The sequence below is a fragment of the Ramlibacter sp. genome, assembly GCF_035655895.1.
Classification (GTDB): domain Bacteria; phylum Pseudomonadota; class Gammaproteobacteria; order Burkholderiales; family Burkholderiaceae_C; genus Ramlibacter.
Genome location: NZ_DASRTN010000014.1, coordinates 442,462 through 465,698, shown reverse-complemented (window position 1 = coordinate 465,698; position 23,237 = coordinate 442,462). Strand labels below are relative to the sequence as shown.

Genomic DNA, 23,237 nt, shown 5'->3' with positions numbered 1-23,237 from the left:
TAAAACGGAATTGAAGTGAACTTCACTTCTCTTCTCATGAGCGTTTGTAGGTCCTTGCGGACCCAGTTCCGAAGAACTTGGCAATCGCCAGTCAAACGCCCACGCTTATCGGCTGTATGTTGTTAACGAACCTGTCAACTCGGCTTAGCGTTGCCGCCTTGCTTTGTTTGCTTGCTGCGATCAGCGAAGCCCTCTATTCTATCTTGCTGCGGTTCGATCTGTCAACGTTTTTTTGATCAGATCCGCTCGGCTTTCGCCTCGCACCGCCTTCGCCGCGATCAGCGAAGCCTTCGATTATCTACTTCAACAGCACGATCTGTCAACACTTTTTTGATCAGATCGGCAACTTTTGAGTTGCCCGCGTGCCGTGCTGCGATCAGCGAAGCCCTCGATTATCTGCCGCTTGAGCCGATCCGTCAACACTTTTCGTGAAATGAGATCGGCGGCACCTTCATGTACCCGCAAACCCGCTGCGATCAGCGAAGCCCGCGATTATCAGCCGAAGCGAAGGCTCCCGTCAACCTTAGGGGATCGGGGTCGTTTGGACCACGAAGCCCTGTGGCCCCCAAACATTGCTCCTTGCGAGGTGTCTGCACATTGCTCCTCCTGCTCTGCCAGCCGAGCCCATTCGCCTTCAGGTCGATCGTGACCCGAGGAGGCGCAAGCCCTTCCGCTGGTGCGCGGCTGGGTGGAGGTCAGTGCCTCTCGCTGCAGAGCAGCGCGCTGCTGCACCGTCGAGTTACGAACTCTGTTTTCCGGATTCGACTCCGAAGCGCTTGACTGACCTTGGCGGCGCGCCGCAGGAGCGCGCGCGCGCGCGCGTGCGTGCGCGCGTGCGCGCGTGCGTGCGTGCGTGCGTGCGTGCGTGCGTGCGTGCGTGCGTGCGTGCGTGCGTGCGTGCGTGCGTGCGTGCGTGCGTGCGTGCGTGCGTCAGCCTTCGTGAGTTGCGACCCTAGTGGTTCCCCCTGAACTTGCCGTGTATCAGAGCATGTTCAAAGTAGACAGCCAGACTGGATGCGGAGCGCCTCGCGCACCGACGACCCGCGGAACTACAACCAGAGCAGTGCCATCAGCGCCAGCCAGGCGACGACGGCGGCCGCGACGCCCACCCAGAAGTACGGGGTCCCCACGAGCCCGGCATCTTCAGGCGCCATGACCGTCAACCTTCGTTGCGTCCAAGAGCGTGGTGTCCATCGTATGCGCGAGCATGTGGTTCACCATGATCAATCCGCCCGCGAACGGATGACGTAGGACGACGCTGGCGAGGCGCGTGCGACGAAGCGGCAACTCGAACGCGCGTACGCCGCGTCCTACACGGTGTGCCCACTCCGGCGCCTACCGTCCAGGCTCACTGCTTGCGATCATTGCCGCGTGAACCAAGACATCAGCCACAACGAACGCCAGCTGCTTGGCAATCTGCTTCGCGCCAGCGGACGCGACCCGGACGGCTTCACCGCCGTGGTGCAGCCGGACGGACTGGTCCGCGTGAGCGGCCCACGCGGCACCGCCTTCTATCCCCGCGATTGCTGGTTCACGCGCTTCAGCCGGCACCTCGACAAGTCCTTCTTCGACCCCGAGGTGCCCGCACCATCGGGGCCGCGCCTGGAGCGCAAGGGCGCGGAGAACGCCGCGGCGGGGGCCTGAGCCAGGCGTCTCGCCCGCTACCATGCGGGTCGCAATGACGACCTGCGCCCTCTTCCTTCCCGCCTCAGCGCGGTCCCGCCCACTCCACGACTCTCCATGAATCCGGACGCCGCAACGCTGTGGCGGGCGCCGCCCTGGGCGCTCGCGGTCCTCCTGGCCGTGCTCGGCATGCTGGGGCCGTTTTCCATCGACACCTACATCCCGGCGTTTTCCGGGATCGCCCGGGCGATCGGCGCGACGCCGGTCCAGATGCAGCAGACGCTCTCCGCGTACCTGTTCGGCTTCGCATTCATGAACCTCTTCCACGGCGCGCTGTCGGACAGCTTCGGCCGCCGTCCGGTCGTGCTCTGCGGAATCGCCGTGTTCACGATCGCGTCCGCAGGATGTGCACTGTCGCAGACCATCGGGCAGCTGGTCTTCTTCCGCGGTCTTCAGGGACTGTCGACCGGCGCCGGCATCGTGGTCTCGCGTGCCGTCATCCGCGACATGTTCCCACCAGCCCAGGCGCAGAAGGTGATGAGCCAGGTCACCATCTACTTCGGCGTCGCGCCGGCCGTGGCTCCGATCATCGGGGGGTGGCTCTTCGTGCATGCAGGCTGGCACGCCATCTTCTGGTTCCTCACGCTGGTCGGCGTGGCGCTGTGGGTGGCCAATTTCCGCCTGCTGCCGGAGACGCTGCACCAGGATCACCGCCAGCCGTTCCGGGTGCGCAACCTGATGCAGGGCTACTGGGCGCTCGGCTCGAGCCCCCGCTTTCTCCTGCTGGCGCTCGCCAGCGGCGTCCCATTCAACGGGATGTTCCTCTACGTGCTGTCCGCCCCGGAGTTTCTGGGCACGCATCTCGGCCTCGCGCCGACGCAGTTCTTCTGGTTCTTCGTGCTCACCATCGCCGGCATCATGGGCGGCGCCTGGACGAGCGGACGCCTGGCCGGACGCATCCCGCCCAAGAGGCAGATCCGACACGGATTCGTGGTGATGCTGGGGGTGTCGATCGTGAACGTGGTGGCCAACCTGCTGCTGCCCGCCCACGCGGCGTGGGCACTGCTGCCGATCGCGGTGTTCGGCTTCGGCTGGTCGCTCATGGTGCCGGTCGTCACGCTGCTGGTGCTGGACCTCACCCCGGACCGGCGAGGGCTGGCCTCATCGCTGCAGGCGGTGATCGGCTCCACGGCCAATGGCCTGGTGGCTGGCGTGATCTCGCCACTGGTGATGCACTCGACGCGCAGCCTGGCGCTGGCGTCGTTGCTGATGATGGGGGTCGGGCTGGTCGCGTGGATCTACGTCCACCGACGCTGGCCCGAGATCGGCAGGCATGCGACAGCGCATGCCTGAGCCGGATCAGCGCGCCGGCTTGTAGGCGCGCTTCTTCGCCTCGCGCGGCACGAACACCTTGCCCGCGGGCTTGCCAAAGCCCTGGGCCGGCTTCTCCCACGGCGTTGCGCCGCGGCGATCGTCGCGACCGCCGAAGTCGCCCTGGCTTCCACCCGGCTCACGCCGCCCGGCAGAGAAGTCCCGCTGGCCGCCGAAATCGCCGAAACCCGGCTTGCGGCCGTATTCTCCGGCCGGCCGCTTGCCGAAGCCACCGCGCGGCGCCCCGGCACCACGCCCTTGACCACGGCCAGCAAAGCCTTGCTGGGGCGGGCGCGGCGCGCGCTGCTGCGGCTCCAGGCCGGGCACCACTTCGGCCGTGAACGGCTGCTTGGTGAAGCCTTCGATGTCGAAGATCTTGAAGCGGTCGCGAAACTCGGCGAAGGTGACGGCGAGGCCATCACGGCCGGCGCGCCCGGTGCGGCCGATGCGGTGGGTGTAGTCCTCGCTCTTCATCGGCAGGCCGAAGTTGAAGACGTGCGTGATGGTGGGCACGTCGATGCCGCGAGCCGCGACGTCGGTGGCCACCAGGATCTGCACCTGCCCGTTGCGAAGTGCCATCAGGCGGCGATTGCGCAGGCCCTGGCTCAGCGCGCCGTGGAGCGCCACGGCCGAGAAACCTTCCTGCTGCAGATCCGCCGCCAGGCCGTCGCACTCGATCTGCGTCGACGCGAAGACGATGGCCTGGTCGATGGTCGTGTCGCGAAGCCAGTGGTCGAGCAGTGCGCGCTTGTGCTGCGGGTTGTCCGCCCAGAACAGCACCTGCCGGATGTTGGCGTGCTTCTCCTGCGGGGTGTCGATCTGGATCCGCTGCGGCTGGCGCATCACGCGGGTGGCCAGCTGCTGGATGCGCGGCGCGAAAGTCGCGCTGAACATCATGGTCTGCTGGCGCTGCACGGTCAGCTGGTTGATCTCGGCCAGGTCGTCGGCGAAGCCCAGGTCCAGCATCCGGTCGGCCTCATCCACGACGAGGAAGCGCACCTGGTCCAGCTTGATCTGCGAGGAGCGCTGCAGGTCCAGCAGGCGGCCGGGCGTGGCCACCACCAAGTTCGCGTTCTGCAGGCGGGCGATCTGCAACTGGTACGGCATGCCACCGACCACGTTGGCGATGCGCAGGCCCTGGCAATGCTTGACCAGGTCGATCGCATCGTGTGCCACCTGTTGCGCGAGTTCGCGCGTCGGGCACAGGATCAGCGCACCAGGCGTGGCAGCCTTGAAATTGCGCGGATCGGTCGGGTTGCGGCGCTTGCGCTTGGGCGGCGCCTCGCCACGCGCGGCGGCCTCGTCGGCCAGGCGCTGCTGCTCGGCCCGCTCGCTGTCCTCGGCCTGGCGCTGCAGCTGGATCAGCGTGTGCAGCACGGGCAGCAGGAAGGCGGCGGTCTTGCCACTGCCGGTCTGGCTCGAGACCATCAGGTCGATGAACGCGGCCGCGCCGCCATCGCCGGTGGGCAGTGCGCGCGGAATCGCCTGCGCCTGCACGGCGGTCGGTTGGGTGTAGCCGAGGTCGGCCACCGCATGCACCAGCTCGGGTGCGAGGCCCAGTTGCACGAAGCCGTTGGGCAGCGCGGGGGCGGAAGTGTCGATGTCGGAAGAAAGAGCAGGCGCGAAGTCGCCCTGCACGTCGAACGTGTCGGTCATGGAGCTTTCAGCGACCGAGCCCGGAGGGCGTGGTCGTCGTCAATGGTTAAGAAACATCAACCATCAGACGACAGATCCGGCGCAGGGCGCCGGTGGCTCATTCAGCGAGCCTGTGCATGAAGGGAGATGCGGGGATTGCGGCACGTGTGCGCCGCGAAGCCCACGATTGTCGCACACCTTCGGGTTTTCACCAACCTCTCAAGCCCCCAGGCGCAGGAAGTGTTCCCGGTAATGCACGAGCTCGTCGATCGATTCCTGGACATCGGCCAGCGCCGTGTGGGCCTGCCGCTTCTTGAAGCCGCTGTACACCTCCGGTCGCCAGCGCCGGGCAAGCTCCTTGAGCGTGCTGACATCGAGGTTTCGGTAGTGGAAGAACGCCTCCAGCCGGGGCATGTACTTCACCAGGAACCGCCGGTCCTGGCCGATGGTGTTGCCGCACAGAGGGCTCACGCCCTTGGGCACGTAGGCGGCCAGGAACTGCAGGAGTGCATCCTCGGCCTGGGCCTCGCTGATGGTGGAAGCCTTCACGCGGTCCGTCAGGCCGCTGCGCCCGTGGGTTCCCTTGTTCCAGGCGTCCATCTTGTCCAGCTGCTCATCGCTCTGGTGGATGGCAAACACCGGTCCCTCCACCCGCGGCTCCAGCATCGGCCCCGTGACCACCACCGCGATCTCGATGATGCGGTCGACCTCGGGGTCCAGGCCGGTCATCTCGCAATCGAGCCAGACGAGGTTCTGGTCGTTCTTCCCCAGCGTGGCGACCGGGTCCGCGGCAATGCTCTCTGTCATCCGGGGATTGTCGCCGATGGCCTAAACTCGTTGCATGCCTCTGTCCTCGCTCTGGACCCTCGCGTTCGCTGCCGCGCTGCTGGCCGGACTCGGCCTGAAGTTCTGGCTGGCCACGCGCCAGATGCGCCACGTGGCGCGCCACCGCGACCAGGTCCCCTCGGCGTTCGCGGCGACGGTGTCACTGGCCGCGCATTGGAAAGCTGCCGACTACACCGTGGCCAAGGGGCGGCTCGGGCTGTTCGAGTCGGCGTTCGGCGCCGCGGTCCTGCTGGGCTGGACGCTGCTCGGCGGGCTGCACTCGCTGAACCAGGCGCTGCTCGCGGCGCTCGGTCCCGGCATGACCCAGCAGCTGGCGCTGCTCGCCTGCTTCGCGGTGATCGGCGGCCTGCTCGATCTGCCTTTCACGCTGTACCAGATCTTCGTGGTGGAAGAGCGGTTCGGATTCAACAAGATGACGGCCCGGCTCTGGCTGGCCGACATGGCCAAGGGCCTGCTCCTCAGCGCGGTGCTCGGCCTGCCGATCGCGTGGCTGATCCTCTGGCTGATGGGCACCGCCGGCCCGCTGTGGTGGCTCTGGGCCTGGGGCGCCTGGATGGCGCTGAACCTGCTGCTGCTGGTCCTGTTTCCGACCGTCATCGCGCCGCTGTTCAACAAGTTCCGTCCGCTCGAGGACGAGGCGCTGCGCGCGCGGGTCACCGCCTTGATGCAGCGGTGCGGCTTTGCGGCCAAGGGCCTGTTCGTCATGGACGGCAGCAAGCGCTCCGCCCACGCCAATGCCTACTTCACCGGCTTCGGCGCCGCCAAGCGCGTGGTGTTCTTCGACACCTTGCTGGCCAAGCTCTCGCCGGCCGAGGTCGACGCCGTGCTGGCGCACGAGCTCGGCCACTTCCGCCACAAGCACATCCTCAAGCGCATCGTCGGCCTGTTCGCCTTCAGCCTGGTCGGCTTCGCGCTGCTGGGCTACCTGTCGGTCCAGCCCTGGTTCTACGTCGGCCTCGGGGTCGGCCCGAACCTGCAGGGGCCGAACGATGCGCTGGCCCTCCTGCTCTTCCTCCTGGTCGTGCCGGTGTTCACCTTCTTCGTCTCGCCGCTCATGGCCCAGCTGTCGCGCCGCCACGAGTTCCAGGCGGACGCGTTCGCCGTCGCCCAGACCGGGCGGGACGACCTGCGCACGGCCCTGCTCAAGCTGTACGAGGACAACGCGTCCACGCTCACGCCCGATCCGCTGTTCGTCAAGTTCTACTACTCGCACCCGCCGGCATCGGAGCGGCTGGCCCGGATGGCCGGGGGAGCCGCCGCGTGAGCACGCTGGCGCGCAAGGATTGGTCCGGCGTCGCCCGCCGGGCGCTCGGGCCGACCGAGGTGGTCACCCGGCTGGGCACCGTGGCCGGCTGGCAGCTCACCGGGGACGGCCCGGACGTGGCCATCGAGAAGACCTTCCGGTTCGCCGACTACCACGAGACCCTGGCATTCGTGAACGCGGTGGCCTTCATCGCCCACCGCCAGGACCATCACCCCGACCTGTCCGTGCACCACGCACGCTGCGTGGTGCGCTTCAACACGCATGCCGTGCAAGGCCTGTCGGAGACCGACTTCGAATGCGCGACCTTGGTCGACGCCCTGGTGGCCTGATGCACGGGATGACGCGCCTTGGCTGACCGTGCCGGCCTGTCGGCGGGCGTGGTGGTCGCCAGTTTCGGGCGCCATTGCGTCGTCGAGACACCCGATGGCGAGCGCCGCATCTGCCACCCGCGCGGCAAGAAGACGCAGGCCGTCGTCGGCGACCGCGTCCAGTGGCAGCAGTCACACGACGAGGGCACCATCGAGAAAGTGGAGCAGCGCCGCAACCTGTTCTACCGGCAGGACGAGATCCGCACCAAGTCCTTCGCCGCGAACCTCGACCAGGTTCTGATCCTCATCGCCGCCGAGCCCGAGTTCTCGGAGCACCAGCTTGCACGGGCGTTGATCGCCGCCGAGGCCGAGCGGATCACGCCGATCATCGCCCTCAACAAGAGCGACCTGGTCGAGCCGTTCGAGCGGGCCTGGGGCCGCCTCCTGCCCTACCAGCAGATGGGCTACGGCGTGTTGCCGTTGTCGCTGCGCCTGTCGGGGGAGGTTGATCGCCGGCACCTGCTCGGGCAGCTGGAAGGCAAGACGACGCTGGTGCTGGGCCCCTCAGGTGCCGGCAAGAGCACCCTCATCAACCTGCTGGTGCCGGGCGCACTGGCACAGACGGGCGAGATCTCGCGCGCGCTGAATTCAGGCAAGCACACGACGACCAGCACGACCTGGTACTGGGTGGATGCGCAACGCACGACCGCACTGATCGATTCGCCGGGTTTCCAGGAATTCGGCCTGCACCACATCGAGCCGGCGCAGCTGGCCGGGCTGATGCGTGACCTGCGGCCGCACCTGGGCCAGTGCCGGTTCTACAACTGCACCCACCGGCACGAGCCCGGCTGCGCGGTGCTGGCGGCCGTCGCACATGCGGATGCGCCCCACCCCATCACCGCCAACCGGTACCGCATCTACGGCGACCTGTACGAAGAACTGAGCCAGCCGCCGCGCTACTGACCTGGCGGCCGGTCAGCCCAGCAGCCGGGCAAGCGTCAACAGGGCCAGCAGCACCATCCAGAGCACCACCGAGCGCCAGACCAGGCCGACGATGCTGCGCAGGTGGGCGGGTTCGGCCTCCCGCCCTGGCGTGCTCTCACTGTCCGCCTCCAGCAGGCCTCCCGGCAGGGTGGCACCGAACGCCTGGGGGCCGCCGCCATGGGCGAAGGCGGACCGCAGGGCCCCACCGCCGAGGCGGACATTGACGGCGCCCGAGGTGGCTGCGAGCACGACGCCATCGTTGTCGTTGGGGAATCGCTGCGCATGGTTGCGCCAGCAGTCGATCGCCTCCTCGAAGCTGCCGACCACCGCAAACGCCACGGCAGTCACGCGCGCCGGCAACCAGTCGATCACCGCCCAGGCGCGGGTGGCTGCCGACTGCGCGGCCTCGCTCACGGGCTGCGCTGCCGCCGCGCCACGGTCGCGCCAGTAGCGGGTCACGAACTCGCTCATGCGGTAGAGCACCGCACCGGCTGGCCCCAGCCCGAATGCGGCCAGGATCGAGAACCAGGCCAGCACGCCAAAGACGTGGCGGTGCGCCGCGAGGACCGAGTACTCGATCACGTGCCGCACGATCTCGCGCCGGGGCAGCTCGGACGCATCCACCTGCTGCCACTGGGCGAGCAGTTCGCGCGCCCGGTCCTCCTCGCCGGCATCGAGCGCGTCGCGGATCGCCGTGAAATGGTGGCTGAACTGGCGGAAGCCGAGCGTCACGTACAGCACGGCCACGCTCCACACCACCGCGGCCGGCCAGCCAATCCCCAGCAGCAGCGCCCAATGGATGCCGAGCGCCGCCAGTGCCGGCACGACGGTGGCGACGGTCCACGCGATCCAGCCGTGCTGCGGCCTGCCCGCATCGAAATTGCGGCTGGCCCAGCGGACCCAGGCGCGCAGGCCGGCATGGATGGTGTTGTGGCGCGCCAGAGGCCGCACCTGCTCGATCAGCAGGGCGAAGAGGATGGCGAAGAAGGACATCAGCAGTCCCCCCGCACCGGGTGCGCGGTGGGTGCCGGATCGTGGGACGCCGCTCGGCTCATGCGGCCGATGATACCGGCCGCCGAGGGGCCGGCCACGGCCTCAGGCGGACAGGAACCGGTAGAAGTTGCGCAGCATGGCCGCCGTCGCCCCCCAGATGAAGCGCTCGGTGCCGCCCGCCGTGTAGGGCATGGAGAACCATTCCCGGCGCACGCCACCGGCGTCGATGGCATGGCGCCGGTGGTTGGCGGGATCCATCAGGAACCGCAGCGGCACCTCGAAGGCGTCGGCGACCTCATCCGGATTGAGCTCCAGCGCAGCGTCGGGCCGCACCAGGGCGACCACCGGGGTGATGATGAACCGCGTCCCCGTGACGTAGGTCGGCATCTGGCCGACGACCTCGACCTCAGCCGGGTCCAGGCCGATCTCCTCGTTTGCCTCGCGCAGCGCCGTGTGCGCGGCGTCGCGGTCGGTGTCGTCGCGCTTGCCGCCGGGAAAGGCGATCTGGCCGGAATGGGTGGACAGGTGCGTCGTGCGTTCCGTCAGCAGGACCCAGGGTTCGTCGCGCTGGACGATGGGCACGAGCACGGACGCGTGCGCCGGTTGCCGGTCGGTGAAGCGGTACTCCGCCCAGATCTCCGGCTGCCACGGGCGGGACGACCGGAACCGCTCGCGGATCACGTCGGGCCGCAGCTGCTCCGGTGCGACGGCGGGGAGATGGGCGTCGATGCCGATCACGGGCACCTCGCGCGGATCGAAGTTCGGGAGCTTCGACAAGGGCACGAGGTCGGGCGGCAATGGCGCGGAGGGATCGATCGGCATGGGTCCGTTCCAACGACAAAGCCGCCGCGGGCCTGGTGGCCGGCGGCGGCTCGTCAGCGGGGAAAGCGAGCTTACTGGGCGGCAGCCGTGCGGGTGCCGTGGGCCAGCTTTTCCTTGATGCGCGCCGACTTGCCGCTGCGGTCGCGCAGGTAGTACAGCTTGGCGCGGCGCACGTCGCCGCGGCGCTTGACCTCGATGCCGGCGATCAGCGGGCTGTAGGTCTGGAAGGTGCGCTCGACACCTTCGCCGCTGGAGATCTTGCGGACCGTGAAGCCGCTGTTGAGGCCGCGGTTGCGCTTGGCGATCACCACGCCTTCGTAGGCCTGCACGCGCTTGCGGTTGCCTTCGACGACGTTGACGCTGACGATCACCGTGTCGCCGGGGGCGAACTCGGGGATCTTCTTGCCCAGGCGGGCGATTTCCTCTTGCTCGAGGGTCTGGATCAGGTTCATGACGGTCCTATCGTGATCGTGCCCGCGCGTGGGGTTGATGGAGGTCGGCGCCTGGAAGGTGCCGGAACCTGGGCAAGCCGGTGGCTCGCTCTGGTTCTTCGGGGTCTGGCGCTGCGCGCGCATCCCCGGTGCCGGGCAGAGGATCGGAAAGCCGAAGATTATAGCCCGGCGGCGCAAGCGGGCGCCAGCCGTGCGAGGAAGGCTTCGTCCTGACGGTCCAGGCGACCGGCCGCCCGCGCCGCCGCGATCAGGTCCGGGCGCAGCCGGGCCGTGGCTTCCAGCCGGCGATCGCGACGCCAGCGCTCGATCTGCAGGTGGTGGCCGGACAGCAGTTCGGCGGGCACCCGCCGACCCTCCCAGTCCTCCGGGCGGGTGTAGTGCGGACAGTCCAGCAAGCCGTCGATGGCGGGGTTGAAGCTGTCCGCTTCGTGGCTGCCCGCTTCGTTCAGGACGCCCGGCTGCAACCGGGCCACGGCGTCCAGCAGGGCCATGGCCGGGATCTCCCCGCCCGAGAGGACGAAGTCGCCCAGGCTCAGTTGCACGTCGACGTGCGCCTCGACGAACCGCTGGTCGATGCCTTCGTAGCGGCCGCACAGCAGGATGGCGCCCTCGCCCGCGGACCAGCGCGCCACGCCGGCATGGTCGAGCCGCTCGCCGGTGGGCGAGAACAGCACCACCGGGCCCGGCCGGGGCCGTTCGGCCCGGATGGCCGCCACGCAGCGGGCCAGCGGCTGCGCCATCATCACCATCCCCGGGCCGCCACCGAACGGTCGATCGTCCACCCGGCGGTAGTTGCCTTCTGCATGGTCGCGCAGGTTCCACAGCCGCACCTCGACCTGGCCGCTGGCGTAGGCGCGGCGGGTCACGCCGCTCTCGAGGAAGGGCGTGAACAGCTCGGGGAACAGGGTGACGACGTCGAACCGCATGGCTGCGCGCGCGTCAGTAGTCGGGCTGCCAGTCGACGGTGATGCGCCTGGCGGCGAGGTCGACCTGGTCGACATAGGCGGAGACGAACGGGATCATGCGCTCGGCCGGTTTGCCAGCCTCGTCGTAGCCGACCACCAGCACCGTCTGGGGGCCGGTCGCCATCAGGTCGCGGACATCGCCAAGGTGCAGGCCCTCCCGGTTGAACACCGCCAGGCCGATCAGGTCGACCCAGTAGTACTCGTCGTCGCCGGCCGTCGGAAAGCTGGAACGCGGAATGAAGACGCGGGAGCCCTTCAGCGCCTCGGCGGCGCTGCGGTCGTCCACTTCCTGGGCGAAGGCCACGACGCTGTCGGAGTGTTCCTTGGCCTCGCGGATGCGCAGCAGCACCGTGCCGGTGAACGGTGGCTTGGCGGCCTTCTCGGACGGCTGCAGGAACCAGCGCTTGGAAGAAAAAAGCGCTTCCGGGGAAGCGCTGTGGGGCAGGACCTTGAACCAGCCCTTGATGCCCCAGGCGTCGTGGATGCGCCCGACTTCGACCGCATCGGCCGGCAGCTCGGCCGGCTCGAGCCCGGGGATGGCCACGGCCTTACGCCGCGACGGCGGGCGCCTTGGCGGCGGCCTGCTTGAGCAGACGCTCGACGGTCGGGGACGCCTGCGCGCCCACGCCACGCCAGTACGTCAGGCGGTCCTGGGCGATGCGGATGCTTTCCTCGTTGTCCTTGGCGATCGGGTTGTAGAAACCCAGGCGCTCGATGAAGCGGCCGTCGCGACGCACGCGCTTGTCGGCCACGACGATGTTGAAGAACGGCCGGCTCTTGGCGCCGCCACGGGAAAGTCGAATGACGACCATGATTTATCCTTCGGGTGGAGAAGCCCCTGCATCAGCGGCTTCAGAAGATCTCCCAGCGTTTGAGACACGCGACTCGGCCACCCGGCCAGCGACACGCTGGAAAACCCGCGATTATAGCGACTACCCGCCCATGCCCCTCATCCGCCCCGCCTCGGACGCCGACCTGCCCGCGATCACGGCCATCTACGGCCACCACGTGCTGCACGGCACCGGCACCTTCGAGACCACGCCGCCCACGCTGGCCGAGATGACCACGCGTCGCGCCGACGTGCTGGCCAAGGGCCTGCCGTGGCTGGTTGCCGAGCAGGACGGGCAGGTGCTGGGCTATGCGTACTGCCAGTGGTTCAAGCCGCGCCCGGCATACCGGTTCTCCGCCGAGGATTCGATCTACCTGCATCCCGACGCGGCGGGGCGCGGGGTCGGCCGGCAACTGCTCGCGGCGCTGACCGAGCAGGCGCAGGCCGCCGGCGTGCGCAAGCTCATCGCCGTCATCGGCGACTCGGGCAATGCCGGCTCCATCGGCGTGCACCGCGCCCTGGGGTTCACGCCGGTGGGCACCATCGCCTCGTGCGGCTGGAAGTTCGGCCGCTGGCTGGACATCGTGCTGATGGAAAAGGCGATCGGCGCCGGCGACCGCACCCCGCCCGAGGCGGCATGAAGAACAAGACGCTCGCCGCCTGGCTGGCCTTTCTCGGCGGCCCGCTGGGCCTGCACCGCTTCTACCTGCACGGGCTGCGCGACACGCTGGGCTGGCTGCTGCCGATCCCGACCGCGCTGGGGCTGTACGGCATCCAGCGGGTCCAGGAGTTCGGGCTGGACGACCATGTCAGCTGGGTGCTGGTGCCGGTGCTCGGGTTCACCATTGCCGGCTGCGCCCTGACCGCCATCGTCTATGGCCTGACCGACCCGGAGAAGTGGAACCGGCGCTACAACGCGTCGCAGCCCCAGTCGGCCGCGGGCGTGACCCGCTGGGCCACGGTGTTCGCGGTGGTGCTGTCGCTGCTGATCGGCACGACGGTGCTGATGGCCAGCATCGTCTACAGCCTCCAGCGCTATTTCGAGTACCAGGTCGAGGAAGGCCGGCGGATCTCGCAGTGAGCGCCGGGGCGGCGGCCCCGGGGCCCGGCGCCGGTCACGGGAACAGCTGCAGGCTCAGCCAGTAGCCGACGGCGGCCATGAACGCGCTGGCGGGGATGGTGAAGATCCAGGCCCAGACGATGTTGCCCGCCACGCCCCAGCGCACCGCGCTCGCACGCTGTGTGGAGCCGACGCCCACGATCGCGCCCGTGATGGTGTGGGTGGTGGACACCGGGATGCCCAGGGCCGTGGCCAGGAACAGCGTGAGCGCCCCACCGGTCTCGGCGCAGAAGCCCCCGACCGGCTTGAGCTTGGTGATCTTCTGGCCCATCGTCCGCACGATGCGCCAGCCGCCGAACATGGTGCCGGCGCCGATCGCCATGTAGCACGCCACGATGACCCAGCCGGGCGGCGAGCCCTCGCCGGGGTTCACGTAGCCGGTGGCGATCAGCAGCAGCCAGATGATGCCGATGGTCTTCTGCGCGTCGTTGCCGCCGTGGCCCAGGCTGTACGCGCCGGCCGACACCAGCTGCAGCCGCCGGAACCAGCGGTCGATGCGCGACGGCCGCACCCGGCGGAACAGGTGGGCCACCAGCACCATCATGAGGGAGCCGAGCAGAAAACCCAGCAGCGGCGACACGAAGATGAAGACGACCGTCTTGACGATGCCGCCGCTGATCAGCGATCCGGCGCCGGCCTTGGCGATCACCGCCCCGACGATCCCCCCGATCAGCGCGTGCGACGAGCTGCTGGGGATGCCGTAGTACCAGGTGATGAGGTTCCAGGTGGTCGCGCCCAGCAACGCACCGAATACCACGTGGGTGTCGACGATGCCGGGCTCCACGATGCCCTTGCCCACGGTCGCGGCCACGCTCAGATGGAAGACGAAGATCGCGACGAAGTTGAAGAAGGCGGCGAACAGCACGGCCTGCGCGGGGCGCAGCACGCCGGTCGACACGACGGTGGCGATGGAGTTCGCCGCGTCGTGGAAGCCGTTCATGAAGTCGAATGCCAGGGCCAGCGCCACCAGCATGATCACCACCCAGAGGGCGGCCTGCACCGGTTCCATCTGCGATCCCGCTCAGGAATGCTCGAGGACGATGCCCTCGATGACGTTCGCCACGTCCTCGCACTTGTCGGTGATGGTCTCCAGCAGCTCGTAGATGGCCTTGAGCTTGATCACCTCCCGCACGTCGGGCTCCTCGCGGAACAGCCGGCTCATCGCCGAACGCATCACGCGGTCGGCATCGGACTCGAGCCGGTCGATCTCCTCGCAGGTCTTGAGCGCGGCCTCGGCCGTCGCCGCGTTCGCCAGGCCGCCGATCAGGGAGACGGCCTCCTTCAAGCGCTCGCAGCACTTGACCGACAGTTCGGTCAGGCGGGTGATCTCGTCGTTCACCCGGCGCACGTCGTACAGCGCCATGGTCTCGGCCGAATCCTGGATCAGGTCCGCCACATCGTCCATGGTGTTGATCAGCGTGTGGATCTGGTCGCGGTCGATCGGCGTGATGAACGTCTTGTGGATCAGCCGGTTCACCTCGTGCGTGACGCGGTCGGCGGCCCGCTCGGCGTTGTCGACGTCGCGGTTGTACTTCTCGCGCAGATGGGCGTCGTCGTAGGTGGCGACCAGCTGCTGGAATGCATGTGCTGCCTCGACGATGCGCGCGGCGTGCTGGTTGAACATCTCGTAGAAGTTGCCTTCGCGCGGCAGCAGCTTGCCAAAGAGCATGCGGGGTCCCGTCTGTGACAAATTGGTGACCGGCGAGTGTAACGCCCGCCCCGCGCGGGCCCGGGCCGTTCAGCCGCCGCGGAACATGAAGTACACCGCGCCCACCATGCACAGCGCCGCCCAGACGTAGTCGAGCTTGAAAGGCTCGCGCAGGTAGAACACGGCGAACGGGACGAACACCGCCAGCGTGATCACTTCCTGCATGATCTTGAGCTGGCCGACGCTGAAGCCGGCCTGCTGGAAGCCGATGCGGTTGGCGGGTACCTGCAGGAGGTACTCGGCCAGCGCGATGGCCCAGCTGACCAGCGCGGCGACATACCACGGCGCCGTCGCCAGGTTCTTCAGGTGGCCGTACCAGGCCATGGTCATGAACACGTTGGAGGCGACGAGCAGCAGGATGGTCTGCCAGGAAACAGGCAAGGCGGTGAGCGCGGTCATGCAGAAATTATCGATGGGCCTGCAACCCGGGATGCCCGCGCGGGTGCTGCATGCCGACGCGGCATGCCTGGTGGCTGACAAGCCGGCCGGGCTGCTCTCGGTGCCGGGCCGCGGCGACGGCAAGCAGGACTGCCTGGCGACGCGGCTGCGGGCGGCGTACCCGGACGCGCTGGTCGTGCACCGGCTGGACATGGCCACGTCCGGCCTGTTCCTGATGGGACGCGGCGCGGACATGCAGCGGCGCCTGTCGCGCGCCTTCGAGCAACGCGAGGTGCACAAGCGCTACGTCGCCGTGGTGGCCGGCGTGCCGGCGGCCGATGGCTGGTCGGAGATCGACCTGCCGCTGGCGGCCGACTGGCCGCGCCGCCCGCGCCAGCAGGTGGACCGCGCCAACGGACGGCCGAGCCTGACGCGCTGGCGGGTGCTCGGGCCGGGCCCGGTGCCCGGCACGACGCGGCTGGAACTCGAGCCGGTGACCGGCCGCTCGCACCAGTTGCGCGTGCACCTGCTGGCGATCGGCCACCCGATCGTGGGCGACGCCCTGTATGCGCCGGCGCCGGTGGCCGACGCAGCACCGAGGCTGCTGCTGCACGCGGCCGAGCTGCAGCTGGCGCATCCGCACACCGGCGAGACCATGCACTGGCGCAGCCCGGCGCCGTTCTGATCGCCCCTTGCGGCGCAGGGAACGGGCCGCGGCGCTAGGCTCCCGCTTCCACTCCGGGAGAGCACCGTGCCTGCCGCCGCCCCCCTCACCCGCCGCGCCGCCGGCGCCGCCCTCGTCTTCCTGCCGACCTTGCTGCTGCCGGCCGGCGCCCAGCAGACCGGTCGCCGGCCCACGCCTTCACAGACCGAAGGACCGTTCTATCCGACCGAGCCGCCCCGGGACGCCGACGCCGACCTGCTGCGCAACGGCGACCAGCTGGCCGCGCCAGGGCAGCCGGCCTGGGTCGGCGGCACGGTCACCGACCTGCGGGGGCGGCCACTGGCCGGCGCGCAGGTCGAGATCTGGCAATGCGACCACGCCGGCCACTACCACCACCCCGGCGACGGTGGCCGCGCCGACCCGCGCTTCCAGGGCTTCGGCCGCGTGGCCGCGGACGCCCAGGGAGCATGGCGCTTCCGCACCCTGCGGCCGGTGGCCTACAGCGGCCGCACGCCGCACATCCACCTGAAGGTCCGGCAGGGTTCCCGGGAACTGCTGACGACCCAGTTGTACGTGGAAGGCGATCCAGGCAACGCGCGCGACGGCCTGTGGCGCAGCCTGTCGGCGGCCGACCGTCGTGCGCTCACCGTGCCGTTCCGGCCAGCTCCCGACGGGCTGCAGGCCAGCTTCCCCATCGTGGTGGACACCTGAGCACGCTTACCATCGCGCCCATGACCAACCCCACCCAACTCACCATCCTCACCGGCGCGTCGCGCGGCATGGGCCTGGCCATGGCCGAACAGCTGCTGGACGCCGGCCATGCGCTGCTGTGCATTTCCCGCAAGCCGAACGAGGCACTGGCCGATCGCGCCCGCACCGCCGGAGCCACGCTCGAACAATGGCCGCAGGATCTGGCCCGCGGCGAAACGGCCGCGGCGAAGCTGGGAACCTGGCTGCAGGCCCGCGGCGCGGATGGCCTGGCGGGCGTCACCCTGATCAACAACGCGGGCCTGATCCCGACCATCGCCCCGATCGGCGAGATCGGCGCGGCCGACCTCGCGGAAGCGATGCGGGTGGACCTGGAAGCGCCAATGCTGCTGACGGCCGCATTCCTGCACGCCACCGCCGGCTGGCGCTGCCAGCGCAAGGTGCTCAACATCTCCTCGGGGCTGGGCCGCCGCGCCATGGCGTCGCAAGCCGCCTATTGCGCAGCCAAGGCCGGCATGGACCACTTCACCCGCTGCGTCGCGCTGGAGGAGGCGCTGCGCCCGGATGGCGCGCGCGTGTGCTCGCTGGCGCCCGGCGTGATCGACACCGACATGCAGGTGCAACTGCGTGGCGCGGACGCGAGCCGCTTCCCCGACGTGGGCGACTTCGCCGGCCTGAAGAACAAGGGCATGCTCACGTCGCCGCAGGACGCCGCGGCGCGGGTGCTGCGCTACCTCGCCCGCGCCGACTTCGGCAGCAATCCGGTTGCGGACGTGCGCGACGCCTGAGCGCTCAGTCGCCCTGGAATCCGCCGGCCCGGTACGTCAGCACCAGGGTGTCGCGGTGCCCGCCGGCGGCGGTCGGCTGGATCGGCGTCGATTCGTGGATGACGCGCGCATCGTCCAGCAGCAGCAGGCTCCAGGACTCGGTCAGGGTGAACCGCTGGCCGGCGGGGCCGTCGGCTTCGAAGACGCGGGTCTCGCCGCCCTTGATGCCTTCGCGCGCGACCAGGAACACCGCCACCAGGTCCACGCCGTCGCGGTGGGCGCCCTCGGGGGTCGGGCGGCCGATCCCATCGGTGGTGTCGATGCGGAACTGGTGGGCCTCGATGAACCAGGGGCGCTCCCCGCGCAGCCGCGACGAGATCCGGCCGAGTGCGGCCAGCAGGCCTGTCCACGCGGAAGCCGAGACGACGTCCGAGCGCATCGGTTCGAACCAGCGCTGCATGCCGCCATGCAGCGCGTTGTATTCGACCGGCTGCCAGTGGGCGCGGTGCGGCGCCTGCGCAAGGCGTCCGCCGTCCAGCACGAAGCAGGAATGCCGGCGGCGCCGGTAGCGGCCACCGTCCTTGAGGTAGTTGTCCGGAGGCAGGTCGTTCCAGGTGGCCGACAGCGCCTGCAGCTGCGCCAGCGGGCAGCCGGCGAGCTCGGCCACGCCGGCCGGGGCGAGCACCGCATAGCCGCGGTCGCGCAGCAGCTGCGCCGCCTCGTGGGCCGGCGAATAGGCGGGAGCGAGGATCATCCGCCGAGCTTAATCGCTGCGCGGCCCCCTCCCGGGCTGATGCAGATCAAGGAGCGCGCACACGCCCGGCACTAGGCTTGCGGCCGGAGGAACGACACGCATGCCGCAACTGCATTGGTCCGAGGCCCTCGAGCTCGGCCTCGACGTGATGGACGACACCCACCGCGAGTTCGTCGAGCTGCTCGCACGCTGCGAATCCAGCCCGGATGCGCTCCTGCCGGCCACGTGGGACGCGCTGGTGCGGCACACCGAAGACCACTTCGGGCGCGAGGATGCCTGGATGCGGGAGACGGGCTTTGCCTCCGTCAACTGCCACACGACGCAGCACCGCGTGGTCCTCGAGGTGCTGCGCGAGGGCAGCCGGCTGGCTCGCCAGGGGCAGCTGCAACCCGTGCGGGAGATGGTGCACGAGCTGGCGCTCTGGTTCCCCCGGCACGCGCAGACCATGGACGCGGCATTGGCGCTGCACCTGCGCAACGGTGGCGACGACCTGCACACCGGCCGTCCCGGCCGGCCCGGCGCGTCCGTGGCGCCGATCACCACCTGCGGCTCGGGCGGCTGCGGCTAGCCCTGCGCGATCAGGGCTCGATCTTCACGCCCTTCCAGAACGCCACCCGGCCGCGCACCATCTCGGCCTCGGGCTTGGGGTCCGGGTAGTACCAGGCGGCATCGGGATTGAGCTCGCCATCGACCAGCAGCGAGTAGTAGCTGGCCTGTCCCTTCCAGGGGCAGGTGGTCCGGTGGTTGGAGAAGCTCACGTAGCGCCGATCGAGGGCGCTCTCGGGGAAGTAGTGGTTGCCTTCCACCAGCACGGTGTCGTCGCTCTGCGCGATCACCGCGCCATTCCAGGTTGCTTTCATCGCTCGTCCTTGCGCGTCACTGCGGCGCGTGCAGCCAATGCACGCTGAACAGCCGACGCTCGTCGGTCCACACCCGCCCGGGCCGGAAGCCCGCCTGCAGCGCAAGGCTGCGCAGTCCCTCGATGCTGAACTTGTACGAGTTCTCGGTGTGCAGCGACTGGCCTTCGGCGAGTTCGTAGACCTCGCCGCCGACCGCGACCTGCTGCCGCTGCCGGCTGACCAGGTGCATCTCGATGCGCTGCTGGCCCGCGTTGAAGAACGCACTGTGCCAGAAACGCTCCAGCTCGAAATCGGCCCCGAGTTCGCGGTTGGCGCGCGCCAGCAGGTTCAGGTTGAATGCCGCGGTCACGCCCTGTGCGTCGTTGTACGCCGCATGCAGGACCGCCGGGTCCTTGACCAGGTCGGCCCCGAGCAGCAGCCCGCCGCCGCGCAGCAGCCGGGCGGCGCCGCGCAGGAAGCGCAACGCCTCGGCGGGCGTGAAGTTGCCGATGGTCGAGCCGGGAAAGAAGCCGATGCGTGGCGCGCCCGGCAACGGTGGCGGCAGCCGCACGCCGGCGGTGTAGTCGGCCGCCACCGGCAGCACCAGCAGCCCCGGGTGCTCGCGCTCCAGCTCGGCCGCCGACTGCTCCAGGTGCTCGGCCGAGATGTCGATCGGCAGGTAGCGCCGGGGCCGCAGCGCGTCCAGCAGCAGGCGCACCTTGCTGCAGGAACCGGCGCCGAACTCCACCAGGTCCCCGCGGGTGCCGGCCTCCTCGGCGATCTCCTGCGCGAACGCCGACAGGATGGAACGCTCGGTGCGCGTCGGGTAGTACTCGGGCAGCTCGCAGATGCGGTCGAACAGCCGCGAACCCTGCGCGTCGTAGAAGTACTTGGGCGAGATGCCGTGCGGCGGCGCCGACAGCGCCAGCTGCAGGTCCTGCAGGAAGCCGGCCTCGTCTGTTTCGGGGGTGTCGGACGGGTCCGCTTCGCGGGTGGCACGCGCGAGTCCTAGGCTCATCGGGTCATCTCCAGGGGGTGTCGAGGGCGTTGCGGGCAGGGGGCCGCGGGGTCCGGGGGGTGCGGCTCATGCGCATCCCCGCGCCAGCCGCAAGCCGGACCACTGCCAGCGGGCCGCCGGCGGAAAGAAGTTGCGATAGGTCTTGCGGGCATGCCCGGCCGGGGTGAAGGCACTGCCGCCGCGCAGCACCAGCTGCCCGACCATGAACTTGCCGTTGTACTCGCCGACGGCGCCGGCCATCGGCCGGAAGCCCGGATAGGGGTCGTACGAGGAGCGCGTCCATTGCCAGGCATGGCCCGTCATCTGCGTGATGCCGGGTGCGTCCCACATGGCCTCCCACTCGAACTCGGTCGGCAGGCGTGCGCCGGCCCATTCGGCATAGGCTGCGGCCTCGAAGAAGCTCAGCCGGGTGACGGGCGCCGCAGGATCCAGCCGGCGCACGCCCGCCGGCCCGAACACCTGCCAGTGCTCCGAAGGCGCGCGCGGATCGTCCGGCGCCAGCCAGCCGGCGGGCGCGGCCCACCCGTGCTGCTGCACCGCCGCCCACCCGTCGGACAGCCACAGGCTGGCCCGGCCATAGGCGCCATCCTCGATGAAGCCCAGGTACTCGCCGCACGTCACCAGCCGGTCGGCGAGTTCGTACGGCTGCAGCAGCACCTGGTGCCGGGGCGTCTCGTTGTCGAACGCGAACCCCTGCCCGTCGTGGCCCACCTCGACCACGCCGCCGGGATGGCGCAGCCATCGCAAGGGTGCCGCGGGAGTGGCCACCCGCAGGGACGGCGGCTCCTGCGGCTGCCAGGCGGGCAGCAGCGGGTTGCACGAGAACGCGTGCAGGATGTCGGTGGCGATCAGCTCCTGGTGCTGCTGCTCGTGTTGCAGGCCGAGCTCGACCAGCGCGGCGGCCGCGGCCCAGGCATCGGCCCCGGCGCCGGCGATGAACTCCTGCAGCGCGGCGTCCACGTGCACGCGGTACGCGTGCACCTCGTCCAGCCGGGGCCGCGTCAGCAGCCCGCGCTGCGGGCGGGGGTGGCGGGGACCCAGCGACTCGTAGTAGGAGTTGAACAGCCGGGCATAGCCCGGATCGAACACCCGGTAGTGCGGCACGTTGGGCAGCAGCACCAGCGTCTCGAAGAACCAGGTCGTGTGCGCGAGGTGCCACTTGGTCGGGCTGGCGTCCGGCATCGACTGGATGCACTGGTCCTCCGGCGAGAGCGGCGCGGCCAGCGCGAGGCTGTGCGCCCGCACCTGCGCATAGCGGATCGAGGCCGCGGCGCGATCGGGCGGCAGGACCGCGAGCCGGTGCGCGGAAGAAAGGCTTGGCATGGAGGAGTTCCTTCGTGGCTGGGCGGCGCTGCCGGGCGCTGGGGAGGACATCATGGGGCCGGGCAGCCACGGCGGCCGGCCCGGCCGTTGTCGCTGGCGCTACCGCAGGGGCTTGGTGGCGCGACTACGATTCGCGCCTCCAGGAGATGCAGATGACCGACACCAGCCCCCGCAGCAACCGCCAGTTCCGCCTCGCCCGCCGCCCGGTCGGGGTGCCCACGCCAGCCGACTGGCAGGAGACCACGGAACCGGTTCCGCCGGTGCCCGCCGGTGGCGTGCTGGTGCAGACCCTGGCGCTGTCGCTGGATCCTGCGATGCGCGGCTGGATGAACGAGGGCAAGAGCTACATCGCACCGGTCGCGCTGGGCGAGGTGATGCGGGCCGGCGGCATCGGGCGCGTCATCGGCTCGGAGCATCCGGACTTCGCCGCCGGCGACCGTGTCACCGGCGTGCTCGGCGTCCAGGAATACGCGGCCTTCACCGCGGCCCAGGCCCGGCAGACCGGTCTGGCACGCATCGACATGCGGTTGGGCAGCCTCGGCCAGTGGCTCAACGTGCTGGGCATGCCGGGCATGACGGCATACTTCGGATTGCTCGACGTCGGCCAGCCGCGCACCGGCGACACGGTGGTGGTCTCGGGCGCCGCCGGCGCCGTCGGCCAGACCGTGGGCCAGCTCGCCAAGATCAAGGGCTGCCGCGTGGTCGGCATCGCGGGCGGCCGGGCCAAGTGCGACTGGGTGGTCAACGAGCTCGGCTTCGACGCCTGCATCGACTACAAGGCGGGCAACGTGCGTGCGGCCCTGAAGGAGCACTGCCCGCGGGGCGTGGACGTCTACTTCGACAACGTGGGCGGCGACATCCTGGACGAGGTGCTGGCGCGGCTGGCGATGCACGCCCGCATCGTGCTGTGCGGCGCCATCAGCCAGTACAACAACACAACGCCCGTGCAGGGGCCGCGCAACTACCTGTCGCTGCTGGTCCATCGCGCCCGGATGCAGGGCATGGTGGTGTTCGACTACACCGACCGCTTCCCGCAGGCCATCGCCGAACTGGCCGGCTACCTGCGCGACGGGCGCATGAAGAGCCGCGAGGACGTGGTGCAGGGCATCGGGCAGTTCCCGGAGGCCCTGAACCGGCTGTTCACCGGCGCGAACTTCGGCAAGCTGGTGCTCCAGGTCGCGCGGGACGACGCCCTCACTGGGTGAACCGGTTGAGCGCATGCAGCACCGACGGCGGCGAGGGCGGCCGCTGCGCCCTCTTCCATTCGCCCAGCCGACCGGGGCTGGCATCCATGCGCACGAAATACACCGGCCGGTCGCACGCGTCCCACTTCTGGCAGTGCCGGGACCAGCGGCGCACCTGCCCGGCCGGCACGTACAGGTACACCGGCGCGCGCGGCGGGTGCGCCAGCGGCCGCTCGGCCACGACCGGACGGGCGTGGATCAGGGGCGGCGTCACGTCGCGCACCTGGATGCGGCCGTACACGCCCGGGCGCAGCACGCCGCCCGCTGTCACGTTCGTGAACCTGGCGTCGGCCGCGGCATTGGCCGCGAGCGCGGCGCACGCCGCGGCCGAGAACAGCCGGGCGATCACGGCGTCCCCCGGGTGAGACTCACGGCCACGGTCGCCGACAGTGCGGCCGCGGTCACCACTGCGACGATCGCGGCATGCAGCAGCCGCTCGCTTAGCGGACGGGGCTTCTGGCAGGCTCCGGGAGTGTCGTGCGTCGTTCGGGGGCTCATGGCAGTCTCCTGATGAGACTGGAGGTTGTAGCCAGCGGCAGGGCTTTTTCCTGTAGGACGGCGCGAACCCGACCGGAGCGTTCGTCGCACCGCAACGTAGGAACCGGCCGACACCAGGGGGCAT

General features: G+C 69.7%; 28 protein-coding genes. 12 read left to right on the top strand and 16 right to left on the bottom strand.

Going from position 1 to position 23,237, the window contains the following annotated elements:
- Nucleotides 1-1,371 precede the first annotated feature (1,371 nt).
- Together VFE82_RS19265 and VFE82_RS19260 are read left to right on the top strand one after the other, a co-directional pair.
- On the top strand, nt 1,372-1,644 hold the full coding sequence (locus VFE82_RS19265) for a hypothetical protein (protein WP_325001957.1): 273 nt from the start codon (nt 1,372-1,374) through the stop codon (nt 1,642-1,644).
- 96 nt (nt 1,645-1,740) lie between these two features.
- On the top strand, nt 1,741-2,976 hold the full coding sequence (locus tag VFE82_RS19260; RefSeq protein WP_325001956.1) for a multidrug effflux MFS transporter: 1,236 nt from the start codon (nt 1,741-1,743) through the stop codon (nt 2,974-2,976).
- A 6-nt stretch (nt 2,977-2,982) separates the two neighbouring features.
- Here VFE82_RS19260 and VFE82_RS19255 read toward each other — a convergent pair whose 3' ends face one another.
- Together VFE82_RS19255 and orn are read right to left on the bottom strand one after the other, a co-directional pair.
- Nucleotides 2,983-4,650 carry a DEAD/DEAH box helicase gene (locus VFE82_RS19255; protein ID WP_325001955.1) on the bottom strand — a complete coding sequence of 556 codons (1,668 nt, stop codon included), beginning with the start codon at nt 4,648-4,650 and terminating at the stop codon, nt 2,983-2,985.
- 198 nt (nt 4,651-4,848) lie between these two features.
- A complete protein-coding gene (gene orn / locus VFE82_RS19250; RefSeq protein ID WP_325001954.1) occupies nt 4,849-5,436 on the bottom strand; it encodes an oligoribonuclease in 588 nt (195 codons plus the stop codon).
- 34 nt (nt 5,437-5,470) lie between these two features.
- Between orn and VFE82_RS19245 the strand changes: the two genes are divergently transcribed.
- The 3 genes from VFE82_RS19245 to rsgA are packed head-to-tail and all read left to right on the top strand — an operon-like array spanning nt 5,471 to nt 8,010.
- Nucleotides 5,471-6,739, top strand: a complete 1,269-nt coding sequence (locus VFE82_RS19245; protein ID WP_325001953.1) for a M48 family metallopeptidase — start codon at nt 5,471-5,473, stop codon at nt 6,737-6,739.
- Entirely contained in the window at nt 6,736-7,068 is a 333-nt protein-coding gene (locus VFE82_RS19240) for a 4a-hydroxytetrahydrobiopterin dehydratase (RefSeq protein WP_325001952.1), read from the top strand. Before VFE82_RS19245 ends, VFE82_RS19240 begins: the two co-directional genes overlap by 4 nt.
- Nucleotides 7,069-7,086: 18 nt before the next feature.
- Nucleotides 7,087-8,010: a ribosome small subunit-dependent GTPase A gene (rsgA, locus tag VFE82_RS19235; protein ID WP_325001951.1), complete on the top strand. Its 924-nt coding sequence runs from the start codon at nt 7,087-7,089 to the stop codon at nt 8,008-8,010.
- 12 nt (nt 8,011-8,022) lie between these two features.
- Here the strand turns inward: rsgA and VFE82_RS19230 are convergent, their stop codons facing one another.
- The 6 genes from VFE82_RS19230 to rpsP all read right to left on the bottom strand — a co-directional run bounded on the left by VFE82_RS19230 (nt 8,023) and on the right by rpsP (nt 12,075).
- The gene (locus VFE82_RS19230; RefSeq protein ID WP_325001950.1) at nt 8,023-9,024 is read right to left on the bottom strand and encodes a CobD/CbiB family protein; all 1,002 of its coding nucleotides are present in this window, start codon (nt 9,022-9,024) and stop codon (nt 8,023-8,025) included.
- 102 nt (nt 9,025-9,126) lie between these two features.
- On the bottom strand, nt 9,127-9,846 hold the full coding sequence (locus tag VFE82_RS19225; RefSeq protein WP_325001949.1) for a CoA pyrophosphatase: 720 nt from the start codon (nt 9,844-9,846) through the stop codon (nt 9,127-9,129).
- 71 nt (nt 9,847-9,917) lie between these two features.
- Nucleotides 9,918-10,298, bottom strand: coding sequence for a 50S ribosomal protein L19 (rplS, locus tag VFE82_RS19220; RefSeq protein WP_325001948.1), 381 nt, complete (start codon nt 10,296-10,298; stop codon nt 9,918-9,920).
- Between the two features lie 158 nt (nt 10,299-10,456).
- Nucleotides 10,457-11,224, bottom strand: a complete 768-nt coding sequence (gene trmD / locus VFE82_RS19215) for a tRNA (guanosine(37)-N1)-methyltransferase TrmD (protein ID WP_325001947.1) — start codon at nt 11,222-11,224, stop codon at nt 10,457-10,459.
- A 13-nt stretch (nt 11,225-11,237) separates the two neighbouring features.
- Nucleotides 11,238-11,807, bottom strand: coding sequence for a ribosome maturation factor RimM (gene rimM / locus VFE82_RS19210; protein ID WP_325001946.1), 570 nt, complete (start codon nt 11,805-11,807; stop codon nt 11,238-11,240).
- Nucleotides 11,808-11,811: 4 nt separating this feature from the next.
- Complete coding sequence (rpsP, locus tag VFE82_RS19205; protein WP_325001945.1) at nt 11,812-12,075, bottom strand: 30S ribosomal protein S16; 264 nt, start codon at nt 12,073-12,075, stop codon at nt 11,812-11,814.
- A 130-nt stretch (nt 12,076-12,205) separates the two neighbouring features.
- Here rpsP and VFE82_RS19200 point away from each other — a divergent pair, with 130 nt between their 5' ends.
- Together VFE82_RS19200 and VFE82_RS19195 are read left to right on the top strand one after the other, a co-directional pair.
- A complete protein-coding gene (locus VFE82_RS19200; protein ID WP_325001944.1) occupies nt 12,206-12,733 on the top strand; it encodes a GNAT family N-acetyltransferase in 528 nt (175 codons plus the stop codon).
- Nucleotides 12,730-13,173 carry a hypothetical protein gene (locus tag VFE82_RS19195; RefSeq protein WP_325001943.1) on the top strand — a complete coding sequence of 148 codons (444 nt, stop codon included), beginning with the start codon at nt 12,730-12,732 and terminating at the stop codon, nt 13,171-13,173. The genes VFE82_RS19200 and VFE82_RS19195 overlap by 4 nt, the downstream gene beginning before the upstream one ends.
- A gap of 34 nt (nt 13,174-13,207) precedes the next feature.
- Here the strand turns inward: VFE82_RS19195 and VFE82_RS19190 are convergent, their stop codons facing one another.
- The 3 genes from VFE82_RS19190 to VFE82_RS19180 all read right to left on the bottom strand — a co-directional run bounded on the left by VFE82_RS19190 (nt 13,208) and on the right by VFE82_RS19180 (nt 15,319).
- Nucleotides 13,208-14,221 carry an inorganic phosphate transporter gene (locus VFE82_RS19190; RefSeq protein WP_325001942.1) on the bottom strand — a complete coding sequence of 338 codons (1,014 nt, stop codon included), beginning with the start codon at nt 14,219-14,221 and terminating at the stop codon, nt 13,208-13,210.
- A 12-nt stretch (nt 14,222-14,233) separates the two neighbouring features.
- On the bottom strand, nt 14,234-14,881 hold the full coding sequence (locus tag VFE82_RS19185; RefSeq protein WP_325001941.1) for a DUF47 domain-containing protein: 648 nt from the start codon (nt 14,879-14,881) through the stop codon (nt 14,234-14,236).
- Between the two features lie 69 nt (nt 14,882-14,950).
- Complete coding sequence (locus VFE82_RS19180; RefSeq protein ID WP_325001940.1) at nt 14,951-15,319, bottom strand: DMT family protein; 369 nt, start codon at nt 15,317-15,319, stop codon at nt 14,951-14,953.
- Here VFE82_RS19180 and VFE82_RS19175 point away from each other — a divergent pair.
- From VFE82_RS19175 to VFE82_RS19165, 3 genes are all read left to right on the top strand, one after another.
- The gene (locus tag VFE82_RS19175) at nt 15,318-15,983 is read left to right on the top strand and encodes an RluA family pseudouridine synthase (protein WP_325001939.1); all 666 of its coding nucleotides are present in this window, start codon (nt 15,318-15,320) and stop codon (nt 15,981-15,983) included. The two genes, VFE82_RS19180 and VFE82_RS19175, sit on opposite strands and share 2 nt — an antisense overlap.
- 120 nt (nt 15,984-16,103) lie before the next feature.
- Complete coding sequence (locus tag VFE82_RS19170) at nt 16,104-16,673, top strand: intradiol ring-cleavage dioxygenase (protein WP_414708787.1); 570 nt, start codon at nt 16,104-16,106, stop codon at nt 16,671-16,673.
- Between the two features lie 20 nt (nt 16,674-16,693).
- On the top strand, nt 16,694-17,458 hold the full coding sequence (locus VFE82_RS19165; protein WP_325001938.1) for an SDR family NAD(P)-dependent oxidoreductase: 765 nt from the start codon (nt 16,694-16,696) through the stop codon (nt 17,456-17,458).
- A gap of 4 nt (nt 17,459-17,462) precedes the next feature.
- Here VFE82_RS19165 and VFE82_RS19160 read toward each other — a convergent pair whose 3' ends face one another.
- Nucleotides 17,463-18,191 carry a 2OG-Fe dioxygenase family protein gene (locus VFE82_RS19160; protein ID WP_325001937.1) on the bottom strand — a complete coding sequence of 243 codons (729 nt, stop codon included), beginning with the start codon at nt 18,189-18,191 and terminating at the stop codon, nt 17,463-17,465.
- A 100-nt stretch (nt 18,192-18,291) separates the two neighbouring features.
- On the opposite strand from VFE82_RS19160, the gene VFE82_RS19155 reads away from it, so the two are divergent.
- Nucleotides 18,292-18,759: a hemerythrin domain-containing protein gene (locus tag VFE82_RS19155; protein ID WP_325001936.1), complete on the top strand. Its 468-nt coding sequence runs from the start codon at nt 18,292-18,294 to the stop codon at nt 18,757-18,759.
- Between the two features lie 10 nt (nt 18,760-18,769).
- Here the strand turns inward: VFE82_RS19155 and VFE82_RS19150 are convergent, their stop codons facing one another.
- The 3 genes from VFE82_RS19150 to egtB form a co-directional block, all read right to left on the bottom strand.
- On the bottom strand, nt 18,770-19,051 hold the full coding sequence (locus VFE82_RS19150; RefSeq protein ID WP_325001935.1) for a DUF427 domain-containing protein: 282 nt from the start codon (nt 19,049-19,051) through the stop codon (nt 18,770-18,772).
- A 16-nt stretch (nt 19,052-19,067) separates the two neighbouring features.
- On the bottom strand, nt 19,068-20,048 hold the full coding sequence (gene egtD / locus VFE82_RS19145) for an L-histidine N(alpha)-methyltransferase (RefSeq protein WP_325001934.1): 981 nt from the start codon (nt 20,046-20,048) through the stop codon (nt 19,068-19,070).
- A gap of 66 nt (nt 20,049-20,114) precedes the next feature.
- Nucleotides 20,115-21,371 (bottom strand): ergothioneine biosynthesis protein EgtB, encoded by a 1,257-nt coding sequence (gene egtB / locus VFE82_RS19140; protein WP_325001933.1) that lies wholly within the window; start codon nt 21,369-21,371, stop codon nt 20,115-20,117.
- A gap of 152 nt (nt 21,372-21,523) precedes the next feature.
- Between egtB and VFE82_RS19135 the strand changes: the two genes are divergently transcribed.
- Nucleotides 21,524-22,576, top strand: coding sequence for an NADP-dependent oxidoreductase (locus tag VFE82_RS19135; protein ID WP_325001932.1), 1,053 nt, complete (start codon nt 21,524-21,526; stop codon nt 22,574-22,576).
- Here VFE82_RS19135 and VFE82_RS19130 read toward each other — a convergent pair.
- Nucleotides 22,566-22,964, bottom strand: a complete 399-nt coding sequence (locus tag VFE82_RS19130) for a hypothetical protein (protein WP_325001931.1) — start codon at nt 22,962-22,964, stop codon at nt 22,566-22,568. The genes VFE82_RS19135 and VFE82_RS19130 overlap by 11 nt on opposite strands.
- Nucleotides 22,965-23,237: the final 273 nt, after the last annotated feature.

What these genes read in the sequence shown, in the direction of transcription:
- VFE82_RS19160 (WP_325001937.1), bottom strand. Translation starts at nt 18,191, where the DNA reads ATGATCCTCGCTCCCGCCTATTCGCCGGCCCACGAGGCGGCGCAGCTG.
- VFE82_RS19190 (WP_325001942.1), bottom strand. Translation starts at nt 14,221, where the DNA reads ATGGAACCGGTGCAGGCCGCCCTCTGGGTGGTGATCATGCTGGTGGCG.
- rpsP (WP_325001945.1), bottom strand. Translation starts at nt 12,075, where the DNA reads ATGGTCGTCATTCGACTTTCCCGTGGCGGCGCCAAGAGCCGGCCGTTC.
- VFE82_RS19150 (WP_325001935.1), bottom strand. Translation starts at nt 19,051, where the DNA reads ATGAAAGCAACCTGGAATGGCGCGGTGATCGCGCAGAGCGACGACACC.
- orn (WP_325001954.1), bottom strand. Translation starts at nt 5,436, where the DNA reads ATGACAGAGAGCATTGCCGCGGACCCGGTCGCCACGCTGGGGAAGAAC.
- VFE82_RS19155 (WP_325001936.1), top strand. Translation starts at nt 18,292, where the DNA reads ATGCCGCAACTGCATTGGTCCGAGGCCCTCGAGCTCGGCCTCGACGTG.
- rplS (WP_325001948.1), bottom strand. Translation starts at nt 10,298, where the DNA reads ATGAACCTGATCCAGACCCTCGAGCAAGAGGAAATCGCCCGCCTGGGC.
- VFE82_RS19200 (WP_325001944.1), top strand. Translation starts at nt 12,206, where the DNA reads ATGCCCCTCATCCGCCCCGCCTCGGACGCCGACCTGCCCGCGATCACG.
- egtB (WP_325001933.1), bottom strand. Translation starts at nt 21,371, where the DNA reads ATGCCAAGCCTTTCTTCCGCGCACCGGCTCGCGGTCCTGCCGCCCGAT.
- VFE82_RS19230 (WP_325001950.1), bottom strand. Translation starts at nt 9,024, where the DNA reads ATGTCCTTCTTCGCCATCCTCTTCGCCCTGCTGATCGAGCAGGTGCGG.
- VFE82_RS19185 (WP_325001941.1), bottom strand. Translation starts at nt 14,881, where the DNA reads ATGCTCTTTGGCAAGCTGCTGCCGCGCGAAGGCAACTTCTACGAGATG.
- VFE82_RS19195 (WP_325001943.1), top strand. Translation starts at nt 12,730, where the DNA reads ATGAAGAACAAGACGCTCGCCGCCTGGCTGGCCTTTCTCGGCGGCCCG.
- VFE82_RS19255 (WP_325001955.1), bottom strand. Translation starts at nt 4,650, where the DNA reads ATGACCGACACGTTCGACGTGCAGGGCGACTTCGCGCCTGCTCTTTCT.
- VFE82_RS19175 (WP_325001939.1), top strand. Translation starts at nt 15,318, where the DNA reads ATGCAGAAATTATCGATGGGCCTGCAACCCGGGATGCCCGCGCGGGTG.
- VFE82_RS19135 (WP_325001932.1), top strand. Translation starts at nt 21,524, where the DNA reads ATGACCGACACCAGCCCCCGCAGCAACCGCCAGTTCCGCCTCGCCCGC.
- VFE82_RS19260 (WP_325001956.1), top strand. Translation starts at nt 1,741, where the DNA reads ATGAATCCGGACGCCGCAACGCTGTGGCGGGCGCCGCCCTGGGCGCTC.
- VFE82_RS19225 (WP_325001949.1), bottom strand. Translation starts at nt 9,846, where the DNA reads ATGCCGATCGATCCCTCCGCGCCATTGCCGCCCGACCTCGTGCCCTTG.
- trmD (WP_325001947.1), bottom strand. Translation starts at nt 11,224, where the DNA reads ATGCGGTTCGACGTCGTCACCCTGTTCCCCGAGCTGTTCACGCCCTTC.
- VFE82_RS19245 (WP_325001953.1), top strand. Translation starts at nt 5,471, where the DNA reads ATGCCTCTGTCCTCGCTCTGGACCCTCGCGTTCGCTGCCGCGCTGCTG.
- egtD (WP_325001934.1), bottom strand. Translation starts at nt 20,048, where the DNA reads ATGAGCCTAGGACTCGCGCGTGCCACCCGCGAAGCGGACCCGTCCGAC.
- VFE82_RS19180 (WP_325001940.1), bottom strand. Translation starts at nt 15,319, where the DNA reads ATGACCGCGCTCACCGCCTTGCCTGTTTCCTGGCAGACCATCCTGCTG.
- VFE82_RS19165 (WP_325001938.1), top strand. Translation starts at nt 16,694, where the DNA reads ATGACCAACCCCACCCAACTCACCATCCTCACCGGCGCGTCGCGCGGC.